This is a genomic window from Oceanisphaera profunda (assembly GCF_002157895.1).
In the GTDB taxonomy this organism is placed as follows: Bacteria; Pseudomonadota; Gammaproteobacteria; order Enterobacterales; family Aeromonadaceae; genus Oceanimonas; species Oceanimonas profunda.
The window spans coordinates 3,453,011-3,477,296 of record NZ_CP021377.1; the positions used below are offsets into that span (position 1 = coordinate 3,453,011).

A 24,286-nucleotide genomic window follows, 5' to 3' on the forward strand; every position below is an offset into this window, starting at 1 on the left:
CTCCTACAAGGTCAAAACCAACCGCAAAGGTGTTTATAGCGTATCGCATTCAACGCAGCGCTTTCTTTTTCTCCTTAATAACTATTCAATATTTTTACTAACTTATTCATTAACTTGCAAACTCGTATCGGGTTTGAGAGAGTAGCAAGCTGCACAATATTCTATGAAGCAGTGATCGAGTCGATGCTTTAGCATCTTTTCCCCGCGTGCTACTCGCATTCAATATAAGGCGGGCATACACTGTTTTATTACCTGAGGGCGTTAAGCTCTTTTGGCTCTTGCTTGTATTCGAGGAAGATAAGATATGGCATTTAAATCCGCAGCAAGATCCGTTTTGCTCGATAATGTAGCCCAGCACATCACCGATAAATTCCCAGAACCCCTCGCTCCCTTAGTGAACAATTTCGTCACTCAGTTATACAGCGGCATTACTGATTATGACTTGTATCATCGTAACGCCAGCGATGTGTACGGCGCAGCCATTAACTTATGGCAAGCCTTTGCTACGCGTCCAGACGCTGCTTTACATGTGCGGGTTTATAACCCAGAGCTCGGCCGTCACGGCTGGCAGTCACCGCATACCTTGGTAGAAGTGATCTGTACCGATGCGCCATTTTTAGTGGACTCCATTCGCATGGTGCTCACCCGCATGGGCATCACCTCGCACCTTATGTTGCATCAACCCATGCAAGTGGTACGCGATGCAAAAGGTGAGCTCACCGAAATCAGAGAGCGAGAGCAGGAACAAAACGAGGAGCAAGCCAGCGCCAATCAAGCGCTTGAAACCGCATTTTTAATTGAAATAGACCGCTTAGCCGCTCCAGAAACCCGTGATGCCTTAACCGCCGAATTAGTGTCTGTGGTCACAGAAGTGCTGCAAGTGGTGTCTGACTGGCAGCCCCTGGTGCAGCGCTTGGAGCAAGTGATAACCGAGCTACCTACCCAAGCCTGCGGCGCGCACCCCAATGAAATGGCGGAGACGCTAGCGTTTTTAAACTGGGTGGTGGATCACAAGTTCACCATTATGGGCTATCGTCGCTATCAATTAACCGGTGAGGGCGAGTCTCAAGAGCTATTGCCGGAGCTAGAGAGCAGCTTAGGTTTATTGCGTAACATCAGCCACGCCCAGCCGTTAGTGCTCAGTGATTTGAGCCCAGCGGCGCGCGAGGCGGCGTTAAATAAAAACATTTTAATTCTTACCAAAACCAATCATCAATCTCGGGTTCACAGACCGTCTTATATAGATTACATCGGCATTAAACGCTTCGATGCTCAGGGCAGGGTGATAGGTGAAGACCGCTTTATCGGTCTTTATGCCTCGAATGTCTATAACTTGAGTGCCCTCGATATTCCGTTGATTGGCGCTAAGTTACGCCGTATTTTGGCTCATTCTGGTTTAGTGGCGGGCAGTCACGCCTATAAATCCTTAGTTAATATTCTGGAAAGCTACCCGCGCGATGAGCTTATTCAAGCCACCGAGCAAGAGCTCACTACCATAGGTATGGGTGTGCTGGGCATGCAAGAGCGGGACATGACGCGGCTGTTTGTGCGCCGTGACTTATTTGAACGCTTTTTCTCTTGCATGGTGTATGTCAGCAAAGAGCGATTTAACACTACGTTGCGCCAAAAAACCCAAGCAATTCTACAAGATTACTTTGGTTCAGAAGAAGAAGTGGAATTTAGCACTTACTTTTCTGAGGGCGTATTTGCACGCACCCACTATTTAATTCGGGTGCAAGATAACGCAATGGACATTGATGTGAATAAAATTGAAGCAAACTTAATCGAAGCCGCCCGCAGTTGGGAAGATCAATTTAGCCAAGCGTTATCCGTGAGCTTGGGCGAAGCCGAAGGTAAGCGCCTGTTCGATAAATACGGTGCCGCTTTTGGTCATTCATACACTGAAAGAGTAATGCCCGGCTCTGCCGTGGCCGATATTGAAAAACTGGAGGCGCTCAGTGATGAGCAGCCACTGGGCATGTTGTTTTATCGCGCCCAAGAAGAAAAGCCCGACTCTAATCGCGTGCGCCTTAAGCTCTATCACCGCAATGAGCCCATCCATTTATCTGATGTGATGCCAATGCTGGAAAACTTAGGCCTGCGCATCATAGGTGAAACTCCGCATCAGGTAAGTTGTGGCGATGACACTTACTGGGTATTGGACTTTTCCATGTCCTACACAGGCGCGCCGCTCGATCTTGACCATTGCCAAGCCCGTTTTCAGCAGGCATTTGCCCAAGTGTGGAATAAAGAGCTGGAAAACGACGGCTTTAACCGCTTATTGCTGGCCAGTGATCTTACCGGTCGTGATATCAGCGTATTACGCGGTTATGCTAAATATATGCGCCAAACTGGCGTTAGCTTTAGCCAGCAATACATTGAAGAAACCTTGGCCCGTTATCCGCAATTAGCTCAATTGTTGTTTACGCTGTTTGAACAGCGCTTTTCTTTGCTGCAAACCCAAGACGCGACGCAAGAAGCTGAGCTGCATCAGCAATTAGTAGCAGAGCTCGATAAAGTCGCCAACCTCGATGATGACCGTATTATTCGCCGTTTTATGGAAATGATTGAAGCCACGGTTCGTACCAACTTCTATCAGACTGCGGCCAATGGCGAGCCCAAGGCTTATATCTCCTTTAAGCTGGCGCCAGCCACCATTAGCGACATGCCGCAACCGCTACCGATGTTTGAGATTTTCGTCTACTCGCCGCGAGTAGAAGGCGTGCATTTGCGCTGGGGTAAAGTGGCGCGCGGTGGCTTGCGCTGGTCGGATCGTCGTGAAGACTTCCGCACCGAAGTATTAGGTCTGGTAAAAGCACAGCAAGTAAAAAATACCGTGATTGTGCCCGTGGGTGCCAAGGGCGGTTTCGTGTGTAAGCAACTGCCAGAGGGCGATCGCGCTGCTTTCTTAGCCGAAGGTAAGGCCTGTTATCGTCTTTTTATTCGCGCGCTGTTAGACGTGACCGACAACATTATTGAAGGCGTGGTGATACCGGCTAAAGACGTAGTACGCCACGACGAAGATGACTACTACTTGGTGGTGGCCGCCGATAAAGGCACCGCCTCTTTCTCTGATATTGCCAATGAAATCAGTGCTGAATACCAGCATTGGTTAGGGGATGCCTTTGCCTCTGGCGGCTCTGTAGGCTACGACCATAAGAAGATGGCCATTACCGCTCGCGGTGGTTGGGAGTCGGTGAAGCGCCACTTCCGAGAGCTGAATATTAACTGCCAAACCACAGACTTTACCGTGGTCGGCATTGGCGATATGGCCGGTGATGTGTTTGGTAATGGCATGTTGCGCTCAGAACACACCTGTCTGGTGGGTGCCTTTAACCACTTACATATCTTTATTGACCCCACCCCCAATGCGGCGGCCACCTATGTGGAGCGAGAGCGATTATTTAACACGCCGGGTTCAAGCTGGAGCGATTTTGATGCAAGTTTGATTTCTAAAGGCGGCGGTGTGTTTGAGCGCTCGGCTAAGTCTATTAGCTTAAGCCCTGAAATGCAGCAGCTACTGGATACGGATAAAACGAGCTTGGCACCAACGGAAGTCATTCATCACTTGCTGATGGCCAAAGTGGATTTGATTTGGAACGGCGGCATCGGCACTTATGTGAAGTCCACGCGGGAAAGTCATAACGACGTGGGTGATCGCGCCAACGATGCAGTACGTGTTAATGGCGCACAGCTTCGTACCCGCATCGTCGGCGAAGGTGGTAACTTAGGTTGTACTCAGCTAGGCCGCATTGAATATGCCAGCCAAGGTGGGCGCATTAATGCCGACTTTATCGATAACGTAGGCGGGGTAGATTGCTCCGATAACGAAGTAAACATTAAGATTTTATTGACCACTTTGGTCGATAAAGGCGAGCTGAGCATGGAGCACCGCAACCAGTTACTGTTCGACATGACGGAAGATGTGGCCAACAAAGTGCTGACCAACGCCTATCGCCAGTCGCAAACAATTTCGATTACCGAGCACAGTGGGGCGGCGGCAATCAAAGAGCAGCAGCACTTTATTCATTGGCTAGAACGTAAAGGCAAGCTGGATCGTCAATTAGAGTATTTACCGAGCGACGATGAGCTGACTGAACGCATGGCGGTAGGTAGCGGCTTAACGCGTCCTGAGTTAGCGATTTTGGTGGCTTACGCCAAGATGACCTTGAAAGAGACGCTTAATATTAGCGAGATCACCGACAATGATTTTATCGCCCAATTATTGCCGCTGAGTATGCCTCAACCGTTAGTGGCGCAGTTTGGTGAAGCGCTGATGGCTCACCCGTTACGGGGTGAGATCATTGCGACCCGTTTGGCCAACATCATGGTTAACGACATGGGCTTTAACTTTGCCATGCGTTTGCAAGACGAAACCGGCGCCAGCATCTGCGATATTGCGCACAGCTTTATGATAGCGCGTGAGGTGTTTGGTATGGACGCTCTGCTGCGTGATATTGAAGCACTGGATAATATAGCGCCGGCCGCTGTGCAGTTAGCACTCTTTACTCAAGTGAGACGTACGGTTCGTCGTGCGACTCGCTGGCTGTTGCGTAACCGGGATCGTAAGTTGTCTATCGAGCAAGCCATCATTCTCTTTAAACCCGCTTATGCCAGCTTGGCAGAAGACTTGTACTCGGTGATGGTTGAGTCAGAAGTGGCGGAGATTAAACAGGAAGTGAGCGAACTCACGGCCCAAGGCGTGTCGCAATCTGTCGCCGAGCGAGTGGCGCAGTTAAGTAGCGCGTTCTCATGCCTAGACTTGGCACAAATCGCCAAAGAAAAAGGCAAAGACATAAAAGTGGTGGCCAAGCTGTACTTCCACTTGGGCGTGGAGCTTGAGCTGCATTGGTTCTTAGACCAAATAAACCAGCAAGAAGTCAGTAATCATTGGCAGGCACAGGCGCGTTCTGCATTTAGAGAAGACTTGGATTATCAGCAGCGTAGCCTCACGGCTGTAGTGCTGAAATACTGTAATGCGAACGATGAATGCGCTAATATGCTAGCCCAATGGCTTGAGGAACATGAGCAAGCATTGAACCGCTGGCGCCATTTATTAGCAGACTTTAAGGCATCTTCTAGCCATGAGTTTGCTCAGTTCTCAGTGGCTTTACGCGAGCTGAATTTACTGCATCTGCATTGTGTGAACGCGGTTTAATTGCGGGCTTAGTCCAACTATAGCCATCACCACACCCAAGCCCTGGTCAATACCGGGGCTTTTTTACAAGGATAAGAACTGTGTATTCACTGGCTAAACCCCTAATGTTTCAATGTGACCCAGAGCATGTGCATGAGCTCACCATCAAGGGGTTGGCAAAAACGCAACATAACGCCTTGGCGGCTTTATATCGTCGGCCGCAAATTATTAATCCCGTAGAGGTAATGGGCTTAACCTTCGACAACCCCGTGGGATTAGCGGCAGGTTTAGATAAAAACGGTGATTGCATCGATGCCTTCGCTGCCATGGGCTTTGGCTTTATTGAGATTGGTACCGTGACGCCCAAGGCACAAGAGGGCAATGAGAAGCCGCGCCTGTTTCGTATTAAACAAGCCGACGCCATCATCAACCGCATGGGTTTTAATAACCACGGCATCGATTACTTAATTGAAAACGTCAAACGCGCCCGCTATAGCGGCGTGCTCGGCATCAATATCGGTAAAAATAAAGATACCCCGATTGAGCATGGCAAAGACGATTATATTATCTGTATGGAAAAAGCCTACGCTCACGCCGGCTACATTACGGTGAATATTTCCTCGCCCAATACGCCTGGCCTTCGTAGCTTACAATACGGTGAAGCGCTAGATGACTTATTAGGCTCGCTCAAAGAAAAGCAGGCTGAGTTAGCGCTGATCCATAATAAGCAGGTGCCCTTACTGGTGAAGATTGCCCCAGATTTGTCGATGGCGGAAATTGAGCAAGTGGCGGACAGCTTAGTGCGCTTTAATATCGACGGTGTGATCGCCACTAATACCACGCTGGATCGCGAGTTAGTGTTTGATTTGCCTCATGCCCATGAAGCGGGTGGCTTAAGTGGTCGACCGGTGCAAAGTAAAAGCACCTGGGTTATCCAAGAATTGTCGCGTCGCTTAAATGGTCACTTGCCGATTATTGGTGTGGGTGGCATCGACTCATTGACCGCAGGTCGTGAGAAGATGGCGGCTGGCGCTAGCTTGGTGCAGATTTATTCTGGATTTATTTATCAAGGGCCAAAGCTTATTCAGCAATTGGCGCGCCATTTATAAAGGCGGCATGGCGTACCATAATTTACCTTTAGCTCCAAATGGGTTATAAGTTAGCGTATTAATGAACAATTAAACATTTGGTTTGATAAATGACGTCTATTATCAAGTATCAAACCATAATGTTTTATAACTAAAAGGTGTGACTTGGATGTTACTTCAACCAAATGATCAGTGGCGCTGGTTTATGGGCGAAGACAAACACCTAATGCTGGATTTGGGGGCGGAAATGCTATTTAGCAGCCCCTATATGGAGAAGCATTTAGTGTGTTCTGCCTCATTAGATCAGTGCTTTTCGGTCGAAGATACCGGCCTATATTATCGATTTATCGATCAGCTCAACACTATGGGTTCATCAGCACAACGGGTGCAAGCTGCGTTAAATGGCGTGGCCGTGGCTCGATTTTATAAACCCTTGATGCCTCAAAGTTGGTTTTTTGAACCACAAGCTGATTATCATCAACCCGAGCTTGGCGAGCTCATTGGCTTAGATGTAGAAAATGAACAGCTCACCATGATGGTGGTGGAAACCTCACCGTCTGCATCTGTGTGCATTTCATTGTCGGCACCTCGCTTATTGTCCGGCAGCAAGCAACTCAACACCTTTAGTGCCATTAAGGTGATGAACGATCGACTGGTTAGTTTAGATATCATCAGCAATATCGACGATATTAGGCAAGTCGGTTAACGATTGGCCGCCAGTAAGAAAAATTAAAGCACAAAGCCAACAGTAGAGAGCTCTACTGTTGGCTTTGTGCTGCTTGTTTGACAGCGATATTACAACAGATAGCAATCTGCTGGGCTATGTTTTGTGTGAGCTTGCTGAAAGACAGGATCGATAGAATCGAACATAGGTTCGCATGGGGTATATTTAATTGAACGTGTTTTGAAAGGGTAGGGGAGTGCTGAGGTAAATGTAGAATAATTGTCTTGAACAGACTGATTTGTAAACTTAAGTGGTTGCGGGAGCTGGATTTGAACCAACGACCTTCGGGTTATGAGCCCGACGAGCTACCAAACTGCTCCATCCCGCGTCCGATACTTAACGCTTTACTCTTTATTCATACTAACTTAGTACATTACTACTTTACATATTGCATAACGTTTAAGTGGTTGCGGGAGCTGGATTTGAACCAACGACCTTCGGGTTATGAGCCCGACGAGCTACCAAACTGCTCCATCCCGCGTCCGATACTTAACGCTTACTTTTTATTCATACTAACTTGGTACATTATTACTTTACATGCTGCATAACGTTTAAGTGGTTGCGGGAGCTGGATTTGAACCAACGACCTTCGGGTTATGAGCCCGACGAGCTACCAAACTGCTCCATCCCGCGTCCGATACTTAACGCTTACTTTTTATTCATACTAACTTGGTACATTATTACTTTACATACTACATAACACTTAAGTGGTTGCGGGAGCTGGATTTGAACCAACGACCTTCGGGTTATGAGCCCGACGAGCTACCAAACTGCTCCATCCCGCGTCCGATACTTAAACGCTAATGCCGTACTACTTTACTACAAAATTCTTACTTAAGATATTGCTATCACTGAGTTGGTTGCGGGAGCTGGATTCGAACCAACGACCTTCGGGTTATGAGCCCGACGAGCTACCAAACTGCTCCATCCCGCGTCCTCAGGTTGTGCATATTAGTGATCTGTCTCACTGAATGCAAGCGCGGATGCAGAACTTTATTCTACTTGCCTAATATAACGCCAAGACGCTTCAAATACGTACGATACGCGGCAAATTATACAGAATCTTCCAGCTTTGAGCGCCATACCGAACAAAGTACCCTTATAAATCAATCAATCATTCATCGCTCCTGTTAGCTTCTATTAATCTCTTCTCTGTTTTCAGGTATAATGTGCGCCTCTTTTGTTTGGATACGCCTGACTATGCTACTGCCGTTTTTTGCTACCTGCCCTAAAGGCTTGGAATCTTTGCTCCTTGATGAACTTACCCAGTTAGGTGCCACTCATCTACAGGAAACTGTGGCCGGTATCGGCTTTAAGGGTGAGTTGGCCACCGCGTACCGCGCCTGTATGTGGTCGCGTTTAGCGTCGCGCATTATGTTGCAGCTGACCGAGTTCACCATGCGCACCGATATGGACTTATATCTGGGTGCGGCAAACGTGGCGTGGGAGGATCATATCCAACCAGGACAGACTTTTTCGGTAGACTTTTCGGGCACCAACGAAGCCATTACTAATACCCAATATGGTGGCTTAAAAATTAAAGACGCCATCGTGGATCGCTTAACTAAGCGCCATGGTGAACGACCTAACGTTGATAAACGCACGCCTGATGTGCGGATCTTGGCGCATTTAAAGCGTAATAATGAGCTGAGCATTACCCTCGACTTATCTGGCCCGGCACTGCATCAGCGCGGTTATCGCCAGCAGGCGGGTGATGCACCGCTTAAAGAGAACTTAGCGGTAGCGATTTTATTGCGCAGCGGTTGGGATAAAACCTCACCCTTAGTCGACCCTATGTGTGGCTCGGGCACCTTACTAATAGAAGCGGCATTGATGGCCGCGGATCATGCGCCGGGTTTATTGCGGGTGCGTTTTGGCTTTATGGCTTGGAGCGGTCACGACAGAAATGCTTGGCAAGAGATCAGCGCCGAGGCCACAGTGCGAGCCACTCGTGGTTTAAAGCAAACTCAAGTACAGCTCATTGGTTTTGACCAAGACAAGCGAGTGCTGGGCTTTGCTCAAGACAACGCCATGGCAGCGGGTGTGGGCAACCTTGTTGACTTGCGCCAAGGCACGGTCGAGAATTTAGTCAATCCTATTGTTGATGAGCAGACCGGCTGGGTTATTTCTAACCCGCCGTACGGCGAGCGCTTAAGCGAATTTCCGTCCTTGTTGGGCTTGCATCAGTTACTGGGTGATAGGTTGCGTGAGCAATTTAAAGGCTGGCATGTCAGCTTGATCTCCAGCTCACCGGAGTTGCTGAGCTGCTTGCGCCTGCGTCATGATAAAATCTACAAGCTGTTTAACGGCGCCTTGGCCTGTGAGCTGCGTAATTATCAGATTGCTGCAGACGCTAAAACCGCGCGACCTTTGGCCGTGGATTTCGCGAATCGCCTGACCAAAAACATCAAGCAGCTCGAGAAGTGGGCCAAGACTGAAAACATCGATTGCTATCGTTTGTATGATGCAGATTTACCCGAATACAATGCCGCCATCGACCGTTATCAAGATTATATCGTTATTCAAGAGTACGCCGCCCCTAAGACCATCCCTGAATACAAGGCGCGCGGTCGTTTCTACGATTTAGTGCAAGCTACCATGGCGGTTACTGGTGTGACGGCTAATAAGTTGATCATGAAAGTACGAGCACGCCAAGTGGGCCGTGAGCAATATGAAAAGCTGGACAGACGAGACCAGTGGTTGGAAGTGCAAGAGCATAACGCTAACTTGCTGGTGAACTTATACGATTACTTGGATACCGGCTTGTTCTTGGATCACAGACCGACCCGCAAGCGCATCGGTGAATTGGCCAAGGGCAAAGATTTCTTAAATCTGTTTGCTTATACAGGCAGCGCGACGGTACATGCCGGTTTGGGTGGCGCTAAGTCCACCACTACCGTGGATATGTCCAACACCTATTTAGGTTGGGCCGAGCGCAATATGGCGCTGAACGGCTTAAATGGCCGTGAGCATCAGTTTATTCAGGCTGATTGTTTAAGCTGGTTACGCGAGCCAGGTGAGAGCTACGACTTGATCTTCGTCGATCCGCCAACCTTTTCTAACTCCAAGCGCATGGAAGATAACTTCGATATTCAGCGTGATCATCTGGAGTTGCTGGGCTTGTTGAGCAAGCACTTACGCCCGAATGGCTTGGTGATTTTCTCCAACAATAAGCGCCAGTTTAAAATGGATTTAGAAGGCTTGGCAGAGTTAGGCTTAAAAGCCAAAGACGTAAGCAAAAACAGCCTACCCAAAGACTTCGCCCGTAACCCACATATTCATAATTGTTGGGAAATCACCTGGGCCGAAACGCCACAGTCGTGAAGCATTAGGGTAGTGAAGAATTAGATAGTGAGTATTAGCTATGAGTAGCGAGGAATCAGCCATGGGCTTAACGCTATTTTCAACAGATGGTTGCCATCTGTGTGAACAAGCTTGGGGCTTGCTTGAGCAAATGGGCTTAAGCAACAGCACTGTGCTGGAAGATATTATCAACGACGAACGGTGGCTAGCAGCCTATGCGGTGCGCATTCCGGTGTTGCGCCATATGGATGGCCGCGAGCTGGATTGGCCTTTTACGGCCGCCGACATTATTGCCTTTAATCGAGAGATTTAATGAGTTTATTGACCCTACAAAACGCGCAACTAGCGTTTGGTGATGCCCCTTTATTGGATGGCGTGGAATTTAATATTTTAGCCGGCGAGCGCGTGTGTATCGTTGGCCGTAACGGTGCCGGTAAGTCGACGCTGATGAAAGTGATCGCCGGTGAGCTGCAATTAGATGATGGCCGCCGTCAGTTATTGCAAGGCATTAACATTGCCCGCCTTGAGCAAGATCCTCCGCAAGTGGATGACGATCAAACTGTGTTTGATTATGTGGCCGGTGGCCTTGCTGAAACCGGTGAGATACTCAAAAAATATCACCACCAGTTAGAAGTAGTGGGCCACGATTTTTCAGATAAAGCCATGAATGAGCTAATGCGTCTGCAAGAGCAAATTGACGCCTGTGATGGCTGGGGCTTTGATACTAAAATTAATCAAAGTCTTACTTTGTTAGAACTGAATGGCGATACCCGCTTAAACGATTTATCCGGTGGTTGGTTGCGTAAAGTGGCACTGGCCCGCGCGTTAACGAACGATCCCGAAATTTTACTGCTCGATGAGCCGACCAACCACTTGGATATCGACGCCATTGCTTGGCTCGAAAGCTTCTTGCTGGATTTTAAAGGTGCCATCGTATTCGTCAGTCACGACCGTGCTTTTATCCGTAAGATGGCAACCCGCATCGTAGACTTGGATCGCGGTAAGTTGTCTAGCTGGCCGGGCAATTACGACGACTATCTTGTCAATAAAGAAGAAGCGCTGCGCGTAGAAGCAGATCAAAATGCCTTGTTTGATAAGCGCTTAGCTCAAGAAGAAGCCTGGATCCGCCAAGGCGTAAAAGCCCGTCGTACCCGTAACGAAGGCCGCGTGCGTGCCCTAAAAGAGCTGCGCGTTGAGCGCAGCGAACGTCGCGAAACTGTCGGCAAAGTCAACGTCACGCTGGATGATGTTCGTCGCTCAGGCAAGATAGTATTTGAGGCGGAGAACTTAACCTTCGCCTACGAAGACAACCTGTTACTCAACGATTTCTCCACGCTTATTCAGCGCGGCGACAAAATTGCCTTGGTCGGCCCGAACGGCTGCGGCAAGAGTACCATGATCAAATTGTTACTCGGCAAACTGGAAGCGGACTCAGGTACTTTAAAGTGCGGCACCAAGTTAGAAGTGGCCTACTTTGATCAGTATCGCGAGCAGCTTGATCCCGAGCGCACCGTGATGGATAACTTGGCCGAAGGTAAGCAAGAAGTTGAAGTGAATGGTCGCAGCCGCCATGTATTAGGCTACTTACAAGACTTCTTGTTTGAGCCAAAGCGTGCGCGTACTCCGGTTAAAGCTTTGTCTGGCGGTGAGAAAAACCGTTTATTACTGGCGCGTTTATTCTTAAAGCCCAGCAATCTTTTGGTACTCGATGAGCCGACCAACGACTTGGACGTAGAAACCCTCGAGTTGCTGGAAGAATTACTGGCTGATTACAAAGGCACCTTATTACTGGTGAGTCATGACCGTGACTTTATCGATAACACGGCAACCCATTGCTGGTTATTTGAAGGGCAGGGCAAGGTCAGCGAGTTTGTGGGCGGTTATCAAGATATGCAGCATCAGCTGTCTTATCGTAAGCCGGTGGCAGAAAAAGCCAAAAACAAGCCAGAAGCTAAAGTTGAAGCTGCTCCTAAAGTAGAGAGCAAACCTAAAGCTAAAAAATTGCCGTATAAAATTCAGCAAGAGCTAGAAGGTTTGCCAGCTAAGCTTGAACAACTCGAGCAAAAAATTGAAAAGCTACAAGGCACCGTTAACGCCCCTGACTTTTTCAGCAAGAGCGAAGACGTCACCCAAAAAGCCTTACAACAATTAGCCGATACGGAAAGCGAATTCGAAACCGCTTTCGCTCGTTGGGAAGAATTAGAAGCCCAAGCCAACGCGTAATATGGTAATGCCGCTTACGGCACGTTAAGTGCAGCAAGCAGTAAAACAAAAATACCCGCATGGTAAACATGCGGGTATTTTTTTGCCTGCGACACGCAGACGATAACCACAGTGCTGCTTCGCACCACCAGCCGGCTGAAGCGGCTTCTACACAAATCACCGAGCTTGCTGCGGTATCTCGTTTTTTGCAGTAAGACCTAAAGCGAGATCCTGATATGCATCAGGATGACGGCCAAATTTACACCGAGCTTTTGCTGTCATGCCGCGCTTGCCGCGGTATCTCGTTTTTTTGCAGTAAGACCTAAAGTGAGATCCTGATGTGCATCAGGATGACAGCCAAACCTACATCGAGCTTTTGCGGTCATACCGCGCTTGCTGCGGTATCTTGTTTTCGCATTAAAATCTAAAAGCAGATCCTGATGTGCATCAGGATGACGGCCAAACCTACATCGAGCTTTTGCGGTCATACCGCGCTTGCTGCGGTATCTTGTTTTTTGCATTAAAATCTAAAAGCAGATCCTGATGTGCATCAGGATGACGGCCAAACTTACACCGAGCTTTTGCGGTCATACCGCGCTTGCCGCGGTATCTCGTTTTTTGTATTAAGACCTAAAACCAGATCCTGATGTGCATCAGGATGACGGCCAAACCAAAACCGTGTCTCATACTCTTTATTGAAAACGAGGCCACCCACAAAAAACACGGTATCTTGTAACCGCCCGTCTATTTAGTAAAGAGGACTTCGGCGGTCCTGCGAAGCAGGATTGTTTTTAAAAATCCCCGCTGTGCCGGGGCTGCAAACTAAAGTGGCGGACTACAAAATCAGAACCTGATGGTCATCAGGATGACGGCAATAAAAAAGCCCCGCAGGTAGCGGGGCCTTTTGGCTGGTTACTCATGCTAATACTTTGTGAAGAGTAAATGGGTAAGAGTAAAGAGGAACACCAAACCTATGTTCTGTCCCTTCACAATTTACCCTTCACTTATCACGCAAAGATTAGAACTTAGAAGTATCAGTAAACAAACCTACTTTCAAATCTTTGGCTTCGTAGATAACGCGGCCATCTACTTCAACGGTACCATCTGCGATGCCCATGATCAGCTTGCGCCAAATCACGCGCTTTAAGGTGATCTTGTACGTCACTTTTTTCGCAGTTGGCAAAATTTGACCGGTAAATTTCACTTCACCTACACCCAGTGCACGACCCTTACCTGGGCCGCCTTTCCAGCCTAAGAAGAAGCCGACCAGCTGCCACATGGCATCTAAGCCTAAGCAACCTGGCATCACTGGGTCACCGGGGAAGTGGCAATCAAAAAACCACAAATCAGGGTTAATATCTAACTCGGCAATGATTTCGCCTTTGCCGTGCTCGCCGCCGTCATCAGAGATCTGCATGATGCGGTCCATCATCAGCATATTAGGAGCGGGCAACTGGCTGTTACCTGGACCAAATAATTCACCCTGGCTACAGGCCAGTAATTCTTCACGGGTAAAGCTATGCTTGCCCAGTTCTTTTTGCGAAGGCAAGGCTTGAGGCTGTTCTTCAGACATAGTCACAGTATTCCATTATGTTCAGGCAAAGGCCTAGATGGTAAATTGGCGTCACTTTAGCGAACACTTGTTCGCCAGACAAGTCCGATCACTGTTAAATCGAAACTAAATCCGAAATTAAATTCGAAACAAGCGCCGTAAAAATCCACGTTCTAAAGTATGACCATTCAGCTCATCGAGCCGATCACGAATGCGGCCAAAGAGCGTATCTGGTTGCTCCACATCACCGGCTACGCTGCCAGTAAGCAGCTCAATGGCTTGCTCTACGCGGGCCACCGGGAAAATATGAAACTGGCCAGCGCTGACCGCGGCGGTCACTTCATCAGATAAATTTAGTTGTAAACGGTTACTGGCTGGCAAAATAATGCCTTGCTGACCGGTAAGCCCCTGAATTTTACACAGGCGATAAAAACCTTCAATTTTTTCGTTCACGCCGCCCACCGGCTGCACATTACCAAACTGATCTAGCGCACCGGTTACGGCAAAGTGTTGATAAATCGGCTCTTTGGCCATGGCAGAAAGTAAAGCACACAAACCGGTTAAGGAGGCACTGTCACCGTCTATCTCATGGTAAGACTGCTCAAACACCAAGTTAGCCGATAAGGGTGAAGGGTGCTCAGCCCCAAATAAGTTCGACAAATAGCCGTGAATAATCATCATGGCTTTGGCGTGAATATGGCCTGCTAATTCAGCTTTGCGTTCAATGTCTGCCACATCGCCATCGCCCAAGTGTACGGTGGCGGTTAAGCGCACCGGCTCACCAAAGTCATAAGGGTGGCCGATAATTTGAATAACGGACAAACCGTTAATTTGCCCAACGGCTTTGCCTTGCGTTTGCATTAGGTATTGGCCGTCGCGTACGCCGATATCTGACTGCTCAACTAAGAAACTTAAACGATGGTCTTGCTCTTGTTGGGCCAATATCAAATGAGTGGCGCTGATAATGTCACTTTGCTCACGGCGCGCGATCACATCCGCCAGCTGCATCATGGCCACTAACTGCGCTTCAACTAAGGATACTTTATGCTGATGGTCGGTTAAACGACTGCTATAGCGGCACAAACGCAACACCGCGCTCGCATCTAAATCCAGCAATTGATATTTTTGACGCAAATGCGCCAAATAGCCTAAATAAGTCGGCAAATCTTCACGGGCATCCCATTCTGGCAAGATGTCAGCCCGCAAAAAGGCCAGCGTATCTAAGTCTCGATCCATTAAATACAGCTCGGCGACCGCTGAGCGATCTCCCACCAAAATCAGATGAAAATCCAGCGGCGGCGCTTCTGGCTGAAAGTAAAAGGCGGCCATTTCAGCGGGGCGGCTCCACTCGATTTGGCGGCTAACCAGCGCATTTTTTAAACGGAACCACAAATTAGGCTGCTCAAGCAGCTCTTCGATGGGCACGATTAAATAGCCGCCATTGGCCTGATGGATAAGACCGGGCTCGAGTAAATGATGATGACTAAAAATGGAGCCTTGCTCGGTTTGAAAGTGCACGGCACCAAACAATTGCTCAGGGGTAAATTGGCGCGCATGCACGATAGGCATGCTGTCGTCATGGCGATGTACCATAAGATTGATCAGCACCGGATGGCTAAAGCCTTCACCGGCGGCCACGTGCTGAGCCAATAAGGACAGATAGTTGGCAACCTTGGGGTCGTTATCTTGTTTCTTTAAGATACGCTCCACAATATGCTCCGCATCCAGATGGCGCGACGACAATTCCAATAGTTGGCCAACTAACTCACAAAACACTAAACCGCTGCCGGCTTTCAATCGCAGCCAAATGGGCTTTTGTGGGTGCGTTAAGTTTTCCGCATAACAAAGGTCGAATAAATTAGCATGATCAGAATGCTTGGCGACCAAGTCGTGTACCAGCTCTTCGTAGTCCACACCGGCAAAACCATTTAATAATAAAATGGGATTCACGGCTTTGAGGGCCGAAAGAGTGGCAAAGGCGGAGTCTGCTCTGTCTTGCAGTGCACTGAACGCTATAGGAGGCAGCTGGCTCAGGGTGCTGATTTCAGGCAGGGTAAAAATCGGATTTAGTTCGTCGGGACTCAGTGGGTGCACTCAAAAAACTCATCACTATTGGTAAATTACCGCCAGTATACTGCAGCCAGCCGAGGGGTCGACAGCTGGATGGCGAATATGCGTGAAAAAGCGAGTTAAATGCACCTAGCTGGCTTTGGTTGCGCGTAATTTAAGCATTATTTAGGCATAAGTTTAGCCATGAGTTGTGCCAGATCAAAAACAGCACCTAAATGTGGGATACCACAATGGAGCCCATATTGATAAATGGTCATCCTATAATAAGAAAACATTGTAATTTTAGGGGCACCTCGTATGGGCAAAACACCAAAAATAATCACACTGCTGGCCGCATTGGCTGCGGTGGGGATAGGGGGTGGCATGCTCGGTGCCCATTTTCTCAGTCAACACAGGGCCAGCAACGATACAGATCAGGTGAGAGAGTCCAGTGCTCAGCCTGACTTAACCGATCCGCGTCTTATTCAACAAGGGGCTTATATTGCGCGCACCGCCGATTGTGCGGCCTGTCATACCACGCCTGGCGGCGCGCCTTATGCAGGTGGCTTGGCCATGCAAACGCCATTAGGCGCCATTTACAGCACTAATATTACACCGGATCTCAACACCGGTATTGGCCACTATAGTTTGGCGGATTTTACCCGCGCGGTGAAACATGGGGTGCGAGCCGACAATCAACCTTTGTATCCGGCCATGCCGTATCCCTCCTATGCCATTATGCCCGATGAAGACATTGCGGCTCTATACGCCTTCTTTATGCATGAAGTGGACGCCGTAAACCAAGCGAACGGCGAGTCGACGATTCCTTGGCCACTGAATATGCGCTGGCCCATGAGCTGGTGGCAGCTGTTATTTGCGCCGGAACGAGAGTTTGTGGCTAATGAGCAATTAACCCCAGAAGAAAATCACGGTGCTTATCTGATTGAAGGGCCCGGCCATTGTGGCGCGTGTCATACGCCGCGCGGCTTGGCGTATCAAGAAAAAGCCATGAATCTGGCCAAGCTCGAGAAGAGTGACTTTTTGTCTGGCGCCGTGATTGATGGCTGGCGCGCGAAGAGCTTACGTAGTGAAGCCCGTGGATTGGATTCTTGGAGTAAGGAAGAGCTGGCGCTGTTCTTTAAAACCGGCCGTACCGATAAGGTCGCCGCCTTTGGTGCCATGGCGGATGTGATTGAGCACAGTACTCGCTATATGACTGACGCCGACATTAACGCCATGGCGGCGTATTTAAAGCAGTTACCGCCCGCCAAAAATAAAATTTTGGCCTTTGAACCTAAAGAAGATACCACTACCGCCTTGTTACAAGCGGGTGTGAATTTAGATAAAGGCGCCACTGTGTATGTGGAGAACTGTCAGGTTTGTCACCGCGCCGATGGCTTAGGTATGCCTCGGGTGTTTCCTGCTTTAGCGGGGAACTCGGCCATTTTTGCCAAAAATCCGCAGTCGGTGATCCAAATCACGCTAGAAGGCGGCAAGACGCCGAGTAATGATGTGGATGTGATGGATTTTGCCATGCCGTCCTTTAACCATTTAAGCAATCAAGAGTTGGTGGCGGTGATCAACTTTATCCGTAACGGTTGGCAAAATCAGGCGCCAGAAATTAGCGCTAATCAGATTGATCATATTCGCAAATTTTTACTCAACAAAGCGCCGAATTTAGTTTTTAACACAGTTTCTAACCCAGGCTCCCACTCCGTTACTAGTCCAGGCGCTAGCGCTAGCGCAAGCACAAGAGGTGTAGATGAATAAAGCATTGCAGGGGAGCAGGTTCACCCCATTAGTGGCGGCGCTATTAGTGAGTGCCGCTGTGAGTTTCACCATTAGCGCCAGCCACGCCGCCGAACCCACTCGTTATTCGGTATTGGATAAAGACGGCCAAACCTTGGCAGATTATGTGATCCCCAAAGATGCCGACATTAGTCATCATGAAAATGCTGAACAAATCTTGTATGGCAAGCGCTTGCTGAACGAAACCAAGCACCTGATGCCCGACAACGTGGGCTCACACATGAACTGCAATAGCTGCCATGTGGCGCAAGGCAAAAAGCCCCAAGGGGCGCCCTATATCAATACCTATAATTCGTTCCCGCAAATGAACCCCAGAGCAGAGCGCATCTTTCAGCTTGAAGATAGGATCAACGGTTGCATGCAGCGCTCCATGAACGGCAAGCCGCTGGCAGAAGACTCAAAAGAAATGCGTGCCATGATTGCTTATATGAAATGGCTGGCGCAAGACGTACCCCACGGCGCTAAAGTGCAAATCCAAAACAGCGGCGCTATCGACATGAGCCTAACGCCAGACCCAATGCGCGGGGCGGCCATTTACGCCCAACAATGTGCGGCTTGTCATGGTGCCAACGGCGAAGGACGGCGAGACGCCTCTGGTACTATGGCGTTTCCGCCCTTATGGGGAGACGAGTCTTTTAATCTTGGTGCCGGCATGGCGCGCACCTATAAAGCCGCCGCCTTTATTAAGTACAATATGCCGATGGGCGTCAATACTCATGGCGGTTGGGGCGAAGGGGGCGTGCTTAATGATCAAGATGCGGTGGATGTGGCCGAGTATTTTACCCATCAGCCCAGACCTGGTTATCCGGATAATATTCACGACTTTCCCAGTGGCAAGCGGCCAAAGGATTTTCGTGAGTAATGGCTGAGATCTGACGAGTAATACACACCAAAATGCCGAGCTAAGCTCGGTATTATTTATGGTGTGAAACAACGCTTACCGTTCAACACCTTACGCCGTACGTTAAAAGCTCATCGTCTCTGGGTTGCCGCGCTGCGCTCGCAATGAACTGTGCTTTTTTTCAAGCAAATTCTGGTGAATAGGCTGTTTTTTTAGTTGCCACTGCAAATGCTTGAAGTCGTTCATACAGAGCCACGCAGGATGGATTGCATTTTCTTGCTGTCCAGCTGCATAGATACAGCAGTTGACGTAGCCGGCCTTGCCCCATTTTGGCTATGCCACCTCGCCCTCTAACAGAGCTGCCAGATTCGTAAGTCGTGGGGCTTACGCCTACATAAGCGCTGAGCTGTTTAATACTAATAAACTTAGTAAATCCACCCGTAGATATAATCAACTGAGTCGCTGTTTTACTACCGATTGAGGGAATACTGTTGAGTAGCTTATACAACTCAGCAAAATGCTTTTTTACTTGTTTTTCCAAGTGCGCTTCGCACTCTGTAATGTCCTGTTTAAGTTGCTCTTTGCGCCTTAAAAACTGCCTGTCTACCATTGCACTTCTGACCACTAAGTAGCTCTGTGCATGCCCACGATTAGACAAGCGTGTCATGTCTTCAGTGAGGTCGTCTAGCCAGCCTTGAGCGACTTTCAGCTCTTGTATGTGGTGAGGCTCAGGCTTCCAGAGCATAAACTCCACGCTTTCGCCGTAGCTCAAAATCAAGCTTGCATCAGCGGTGTCTGTTTTAACGCGAGACAGCCTCATTTGCCCATAGCGCTTAATTACTAACGGGTTTATCACCGCCACGTTACGCTCGGTTTCAAAGAGCGTGACAGCTAAGCGAGCATGATAAACGCCCGTGGCTTCCATCACGTAAATTGCGTCTGCTGGCGTGGCCTTCATAAGCTGATTTATTCCACTAGCAGTGGAGTCAAAGCGCTGAGTTTTAATGCGGTCATTTTCTTTCCAGGCAATATCAAACCAGTCTTTGCTAACATCTATACCTACAACCACTTTCATTCTTGTTTCTCCTGTTGCACATACCGGTGCTTAAGCAGTTTCAGCAATCCTAAATACGAGGTCTTAGCCTCAATGAACTGTTCGAAATTTACTTAAACAAGAGAGGGCGGCTATCATTGCGAACAGTCTTCAAAGACTAAAGACAAATAAAGCCTCAGCCCCTCTCTTTTGGTTGTTGGATTATACGTCTATAACCAACAGGGAAAGCATAGGATGACAAAGCGTGGTCTTTGCGAGCGTAGCGTGGCAATCCATTCTGTACGTCTGCACAGGGTCCCAACCATGGATTGCCGCGTCGTGGCGCTCCTGGTAATGAACCAAAGTGGGGGTTGGGCTCTGACCTTTTATAGGGTCGCCTTACTTAGGTAGGAAGTATTCGACCTCTTTTACTTATACTGTTATTTCCTCGCAAATTTCCGATAATTCGCCAGTTGTACCACGTTATCTGCCTTAGGCGGGGCAGGGTATGGGCAAGGAAAGTTCCCCACTTTAATGCCCGGGAAAGCATTCTCAGATAAGCCATCACCAAAGCGATACAAGCTATCGTCTAGAAAACGGATCATGGGTAGAAAGCTCTTTTTATTTCCCCGCACTTTTCGGCGCAAGCGATTAAGGTGGGTGGCTAAGCCATAGCAGTGGTTAGCATCTAAAAAGTCGCTACCTTCGTCGTCTAAGGTGTCCATGAGCCAGGTGCCCGCATCGGAAATATGGCTTTGAATGCTGAGATCGGTATTGTTCACCCACTGAGACTGACAAGGATGGTGAGTAAAGGCCTCTACCATAATAGGCAGCTCATCGTCGGTGACGGCGCCGCTTTCAAGAGCCAAAAATAAGGCCTCGTTGCCCCAACGTTCCAGTAACACCTGCTCAAACTCCGCTTGGGTAGGGGGCGTAGCAAAGGGGATCATAATCAGGTAGCGACTGTAGGCTTCCATGGCCAGCACCGTGAAATAAGGGTTAGCTCTTGGGCCATGGCTTAGCACATGGCATTGCCAAGACACCTGTGTGGTGTCGGTATGCAGCGGTTGGGTGCCAATGCGTTTACCATCAAAGCTCGGCAGGCGAGGCAGTGACACTTTAAGCCAGCGCGCCATGGCGTTGCTGACGGAAATAATGAGATTCATGGTGATCCTTTGGTGCTAATCATGATTTGTGCTGCTGTTTTATAGCCAGAGTGTTTATCACGCTAAAAAATGGCTGATATCGAGGTGATAGCGCTTAAAAAAACAGTGTTAAGGCACGTTTAAGTTTATAATCATGCCAGCTCCGCGGGCATGATGCGATAAGCGGCCAGTAATAAAGACAGGGAAGGTTAGGGCACATATCTATATGCAGCCGCATGCTTTCACTTGAAGTCAGACTCAAGTGAAAGCATGCGGCTGCTCCCAAATACCGTAATAAGTACCTGACGCACAAGGTGCGTTGCAGACTTATACAATACAATAAGCGCTATTCCCTGCTTATTAAGTAAGGCCATCATAAATGAGAAAAAATCTTCCCGTGACTGACAAAGAAAAATCTTTTGTTGGCCAAGATAAGTTGATCACAGTGACCGATAAGCAGGGCAACATCACCGAATGTAATGATGCTTTCGTTGCCATGAGTGGCTTCAGCCGCGAGGAGCTGCTGGGCCAACCCCATAATATTGTGCGCCATCCCGATATGCCGGCTGCTGCTTTTAGCGTGATGTGGGAGCATCTTAAAAGCGGTAAGCCTTGGATGGGCGTTATTAAGAATCGCTGTAAAAATGGTGATTTTTATTGGGTAGATGCCTACGTAACGCCCATGACCCATAACGGTGAAATCACTGGCTTTGAATCGGTGCGATCTGCGCCGCGACGTGATGATGTGCTGCGCACTCAACGCCTGTATGCCAAGTTACAAAACCAAGCGCCTCATCAAGCTGCCAGCCAATCCTCAAATAAAGCGCGCGGATTTTTGCCTTATGTCGCTTCTTATCAGCTGTTTTTAGTGCTGGCGTTACTGGCATGGTTCGGCTTATGGCAAGCGGGGTATAATAATGTCGCCCAAGTGGGCTTGGCGCTCAGCGTGCTTACTTATGCGGTATGGGTTAATCGGATCCGCCACTCTGCCATAGCGTCGCTCAATGCCTTATTAACTAACTCTTTTTCTCATGAGCTGGCGGTAAAAAGTTACACCGATGACAGAGGCGGCGTGGGTAAGCTAAAAGTGGCCATTTTAAGCGAGCTCTCGCATCTGGGTACTGTTATTTCCCGTATCGAGAACGCAGCCAGTAATGTGGCCCAAGAAACCGACACCGGCTTGAGCCTCACCCAAAATACCCGCTCCGAAATTGAATGCCAGCAGTCAGAAACCGCACAAGTCGCCACCGCCATGAATCAAATGAGCACCACTATTCATGAAGTTTCGCGCCATGTCAGTGATACGGCCGTTGCGGCAGATACTGCGAATACCTTGGTCAACCAAGGCTCGGCCATCGCCGAAGTCACTAAACAGTCCATTGAAACTTTGCGTAATACGGTCACCGATATTGGGGTGTCCGTGTCAGCGGTATCTGAGCAAACCGGGTGCATCGCTAAAGCCGCGCAAATGATCGAACAAATTGCCGATCAAACCAACTTGCTGGCGCTTAATGCTGCCATAGAAGCGGCCCGTGCTGGCGAGCAAGGCCGCGGCTTTGCGGTGGTTGCCGATGAGGTGCGTAATTTAGCCAAGCGCACTCAAGAGTCGACCCAAGAGATTTATAGCATTATTAAGGAGCTGACTCAGCGCGCCGACGATGCCGTGACCGTTGCTCATCAAGGCGCGGCCAATGCCGATGCGGGTGTGGCGCGGGTAGTAGAAAGCTCCGCCATGCTAGATGGCATTGCGGATTCCGTGAGTCAGATTGCTAATATGTCCACCCAAATGGCCGCCGCCGTGGAACAACAAGCGAGTGTGGCCGAAGAGATTAATCGTCAAGTGGTGAATATTTCCAACCTAGCTGACTCCAGTGCCGACAGCGCCACCCAAGCCTCGTCATCTTTGCTGCACTTAAAAACTATCTCAGGCGACTTGCATGAACTAGTAGTGCGGTTTAAGCACTCGTAAAGCGCTAACCTTGATTGATAACCTGTAAGTAAACTGCAAGGCCCGTGACTAATCCTCACGGGCCTTTTTGCTTAAATGACGTGCCTAAAAAGATCTTCACACCTAAAGCGGTCCAATGAATTGGACCCTACAGCAGGGGATACGGGGTTCTCCTGATTGTAGGGTCGAATTTATTCGACCTTGCTTAGCTCTTTAGTCTTAATTATTTTTAAACACTAAGGCCTTAAGTCCAGCTTCTGGCGCAATGTCGGCAAACTCCGGCGGGTTAGCGAGCCGCTCCACAAATTGCAGAGTTGGCGCATGCTCCGCCATGCTGTCGATTAAAAACTGGCTGGGGATGGCTGGCGCATTCACACAGGCCAGTACTTTGCCATTAGGCGTTAACAGATCCGGCAGGCGGCGTAATATCTTGTGATAATCGGTGGTTAAGGCAAAGCTGCCTTTTTGGAACGAGGGTGGGTCGATAATCACCAACTCATAAGGGCCGAGCTTGCGCAATCTGCCCAAAGACTTAAACACATCGTGGCCAAGAAAGGTTACTTGGCTTAAATCTTGTTCATTTAACTTGTGATTTTCGCGACCACGATTGAGCATGCCTCTGGCCATATCGAGATTCACCACATGCTTGGCGCCGCCTTTTAAGGCTGCCACCGAAAAGCCGCAAGTATAGGCAAACAGATTCAATACCCGTTTATCTTCTGCTTGCTGGCGCACCCACTCTCGGCCTAAGCGCATATCAAGAAACAAACCGTGATTTTGATTACGGCCTAAATCTAACTGAAAATTTAAACCCTGCTCGCATACCACGGGCCTTGGTTCAAGCTCACCCCATAATATTTCAATTGGTGAGCTGGCGCGTTTACGATGCTGCACTAATATGGCGCGGGGCTTATTGGTTGGATCCGAGTTTTGTTGCCACAGCGCTTGTTCGCTCAAGGCCAGCAAGCCGCGAGTCAGTTCAGTTAAAAATTCTGCTTCAGGCTCTATAAAGAGGGTCACCAATAATTGATCACCTAACCAATCGGCGGTGAGCTGTTCAAGGCCGACAAAGCAGCGACCCCGACCATGAAACAAACGGCGGATCTCAGAGGGTTTAACGGCAAGATGTTCAGTCAGGCGGGTTTCAAGTTCGTTAAAAAAAACGGGCAGGGCACAGGCGTCCATTGGGGCTCTCACTAGCAAAATAGACTCGTATTTTAACAGCCTGATCTCAGAAGACCAAACCTTGCGGATAGAGACGGGGTATGTCGCCGATTACTCATATATATTATTAAGCGGAGATTCTGGTTAGGTATTGTAGCCGCGCAGGATCATTAAGGGCACACATTAGAAACAAAAACACCGGAGCCAGTCCGTTATTTTTGTTGAGAAAGGGGGCGGTGTTTGTCTGACAGCTTACGGCCTGTCTCTTAGTCACATCTTTTTGTTGTGCTT

The 24,286-nt window shown here is 48.8% G+C and carries 14 protein-coding genes and 5 tRNA genes; 9 read left to right on the forward strand and 10 right to left on the reverse strand.

What is annotated here, in order from left to right:
* Window positions 1-304: 304 nt before the first annotated feature.
* The 3 genes from CBP31_RS15285 (at window position 305) to CBP31_RS15295 (ending at window position 6,931) form a co-directional block, all read left to right on the forward strand.
* The gene (locus CBP31_RS15285) at window positions 305-5,158 is read left to right on the forward strand and encodes an NAD-glutamate dehydrogenase (protein WP_087038507.1); all 4,854 of its coding nucleotides are present in this window, start codon (window positions 305-307) and stop codon (window positions 5,156-5,158) included.
* 80 nt (window positions 5,159-5,238) lie between these two features.
* A complete protein-coding gene (pyrD, locus tag CBP31_RS15290; protein WP_087038508.1) occupies window positions 5,239-6,246 on the forward strand; it encodes a quinone-dependent dihydroorotate dehydrogenase in 1,008 nt (335 codons plus the stop codon).
* A 148-nt stretch (window positions 6,247-6,394) separates the two neighbouring features.
* Window positions 6,395-6,931, forward strand: a complete 537-nt coding sequence (locus CBP31_RS15295; protein WP_087038509.1) for a cell division protein ZapC — start codon at window positions 6,395-6,397, stop codon at window positions 6,929-6,931.
* Between the two features lie 269 nt (window positions 6,932-7,200).
* Here CBP31_RS15295 and CBP31_RS15300 read toward each other — a convergent pair.
* From CBP31_RS15300 to CBP31_RS15320, 5 genes are all read right to left on the reverse strand, one after another.
* Window positions 7,201-7,277: transfer RNA gene (locus CBP31_RS15300), tRNA-Met, on the reverse strand.
* 76 nt (window positions 7,278-7,353) lie between these two features.
* A tRNA-Met gene (locus CBP31_RS15305) sits at window positions 7,354-7,430 on the reverse strand.
* Window positions 7,431-7,505: 75 nt separating this feature from the next.
* Window positions 7,506-7,582: transfer RNA gene (locus tag CBP31_RS15310), tRNA-Met, on the reverse strand.
* A gap of 75 nt (window positions 7,583-7,657) precedes the next feature.
* Window positions 7,658-7,734, reverse strand: a tRNA-Met gene (locus CBP31_RS15315).
* A gap of 72 nt (window positions 7,735-7,806) precedes the next feature.
* Window positions 7,807-7,883, reverse strand: a tRNA-Met gene (locus CBP31_RS15320).
* 233 nt (window positions 7,884-8,116) lie between these two features.
* Here CBP31_RS15320 and rlmKL point away from each other — a divergent pair.
* From rlmKL to uup, 3 genes are read left to right on the forward strand one after another with little or no spacing between them, the layout of a single operon-like run.
* The gene (gene rlmKL / locus CBP31_RS15325; RefSeq protein ID WP_174664636.1) at window positions 8,117-10,273 is read left to right on the forward strand and encodes a bifunctional 23S rRNA (guanine(2069)-N(7))-methyltransferase RlmK/23S rRNA (guanine(2445)-N(2))-methyltransferase RlmL; all 2,157 of its coding nucleotides are present in this window, start codon (window positions 8,117-8,119) and stop codon (window positions 10,271-10,273) included.
* Window positions 10,274-10,313: 40 nt separating this feature from the next.
* Entirely contained in the window at window positions 10,314-10,565 is a 252-nt protein-coding gene (locus CBP31_RS15330; protein ID WP_227875064.1) for a glutaredoxin family protein, read from the forward strand.
* Window positions 10,565-12,475: an ATP-binding cassette ATPase Uup gene (gene uup, locus CBP31_RS15335; RefSeq protein WP_087038512.1), complete on the forward strand. Its 1,911-nt coding sequence runs from the start codon at window positions 10,565-10,567 to the stop codon at window positions 12,473-12,475. The genes CBP31_RS15330 and uup overlap by 1 nt, the downstream gene beginning before the upstream one ends.
* A 997-nt stretch (window positions 12,476-13,472) precedes the next feature.
* On the opposite strand, the gene fabA is transcribed toward uup, so the two are convergent.
* Both fabA and CBP31_RS15345 read right to left on the reverse strand, forming a co-directional pair.
* Window positions 13,473-14,027: a 3-hydroxyacyl-[acyl-carrier-protein] dehydratase FabA gene (fabA, locus tag CBP31_RS15340; protein ID WP_087038513.1), complete on the reverse strand. Its 555-nt coding sequence runs from the start codon at window positions 14,025-14,027 to the stop codon at window positions 13,473-13,475.
* Window positions 14,028-14,144: 117 nt separating this feature from the next.
* A complete protein-coding gene (locus tag CBP31_RS15345; RefSeq protein WP_087038514.1) occupies window positions 14,145-16,100 on the reverse strand; it encodes a Lon protease family protein in 1,956 nt (651 codons plus the stop codon).
* 273 nt (window positions 16,101-16,373) lie between these two features.
* On the opposite strand from CBP31_RS15345, the gene CBP31_RS15350 reads away from it, so the two are divergent.
* Both CBP31_RS15350 and CBP31_RS15355 read left to right on the forward strand, forming a co-directional pair.
* A complete protein-coding gene (locus CBP31_RS15350) occupies window positions 16,374-17,825 on the forward strand; it encodes a cytochrome c (protein WP_087038515.1) in 1,452 nt (483 codons plus the stop codon).
* Window positions 17,818-18,726 (forward strand): c-type cytochrome, encoded by a 909-nt coding sequence (locus CBP31_RS15355; protein ID WP_087038516.1) that lies wholly within the window; start codon window positions 17,818-17,820, stop codon window positions 18,724-18,726. The genes CBP31_RS15350 and CBP31_RS15355 overlap by 8 nt, the downstream gene beginning before the upstream one ends.
* A gap of 160 nt (window positions 18,727-18,886) precedes the next feature.
* On the opposite strand, the gene CBP31_RS15360 is transcribed toward CBP31_RS15355, so the two are convergent.
* Both CBP31_RS15360 and CBP31_RS15365 read right to left on the reverse strand, forming a co-directional pair.
* The gene (locus tag CBP31_RS15360) at window positions 18,887-19,780 is read right to left on the reverse strand and encodes an IS110 family RNA-guided transposase (RefSeq protein WP_087038517.1); all 894 of its coding nucleotides are present in this window, start codon (window positions 19,778-19,780) and stop codon (window positions 18,887-18,889) included.
* Between the two features lie 398 nt (window positions 19,781-20,178).
* Window positions 20,179-20,904: a hypothetical protein gene (locus tag CBP31_RS15365; RefSeq protein WP_087038518.1), complete on the reverse strand. Its 726-nt coding sequence runs from the start codon at window positions 20,902-20,904 to the stop codon at window positions 20,179-20,181.
* Window positions 20,905-21,262: 358 nt separating this feature from the next.
* Between CBP31_RS15365 and CBP31_RS15370 the strand changes: the two genes are divergently transcribed.
* Window positions 21,263-22,852, forward strand: coding sequence for a methyl-accepting chemotaxis protein (locus CBP31_RS15370; protein ID WP_087038519.1), 1,590 nt, complete (start codon window positions 21,263-21,265; stop codon window positions 22,850-22,852).
* Between the two features lie 198 nt (window positions 22,853-23,050).
* On the opposite strand, the gene CBP31_RS15375 is transcribed toward CBP31_RS15370, so the two are convergent.
* The gene (locus CBP31_RS15375) at window positions 23,051-24,016 is read right to left on the reverse strand and encodes a class I SAM-dependent methyltransferase (protein ID WP_087038520.1); all 966 of its coding nucleotides are present in this window, start codon (window positions 24,014-24,016) and stop codon (window positions 23,051-23,053) included.
* Window positions 24,017-24,286 lie beyond the last annotated feature (270 nt).

Excerpts from the sequence above, each read along its gene's own strand:
- CBP31_RS15285 (WP_087038507.1), top strand. The coding sequence starts at position 305 with ATGGCATTTAAATCCGCAGCAAGATCCGTTTTGCTCGATAATGTAGCC.
- CBP31_RS15295 (WP_087038509.1), top strand. The coding sequence starts at position 6,395 with ATGTTACTTCAACCAAATGATCAGTGGCGCTGGTTTATGGGCGAAGAC.
- rlmKL (WP_174664636.1), top strand. The coding sequence starts at position 8,117 with ATGTGCGCCTCTTTTGTTTGGATACGCCTGACTATGCTACTGCCGTTT.
- CBP31_RS15330 (WP_227875064.1), top strand. The coding sequence starts at position 10,314 with ATGAGTAGCGAGGAATCAGCCATGGGCTTAACGCTATTTTCAACAGAT.
- uup (WP_087038512.1), top strand. The coding sequence starts at position 10,565 with ATGAGTTTATTGACCCTACAAAACGCGCAACTAGCGTTTGGTGATGCC.
- fabA (WP_087038513.1), bottom strand. The coding sequence starts at position 14,027 with ATGTCTGAAGAACAGCCTCAAGCCTTGCCTTCGCAAAAAGAACTGGGC.
- CBP31_RS15350 (WP_087038515.1), top strand. The coding sequence starts at position 16,374 with ATGGGCAAAACACCAAAAATAATCACACTGCTGGCCGCATTGGCTGCG.
- CBP31_RS15355 (WP_087038516.1), top strand. The coding sequence starts at position 17,818 with ATGAATAAAGCATTGCAGGGGAGCAGGTTCACCCCATTAGTGGCGGCG.
- CBP31_RS15360 (WP_087038517.1), bottom strand. The coding sequence starts at position 19,780 with ATGAAAGTGGTTGTAGGTATAGATGTTAGCAAAGACTGGTTTGATATT.
- CBP31_RS15365 (WP_087038518.1), bottom strand. The coding sequence starts at position 20,904 with ATGAATCTCATTATTTCCGTCAGCAACGCCATGGCGCGCTGGCTTAAA.
- CBP31_RS15370 (WP_087038519.1), top strand. The coding sequence starts at position 21,263 with ATGAGAAAAAATCTTCCCGTGACTGACAAAGAAAAATCTTTTGTTGGC.
- CBP31_RS15375 (WP_087038520.1), bottom strand. The coding sequence starts at position 24,016 with ATGGACGCCTGTGCCCTGCCCGTTTTTTTTAACGAACTTGAAACCCGC.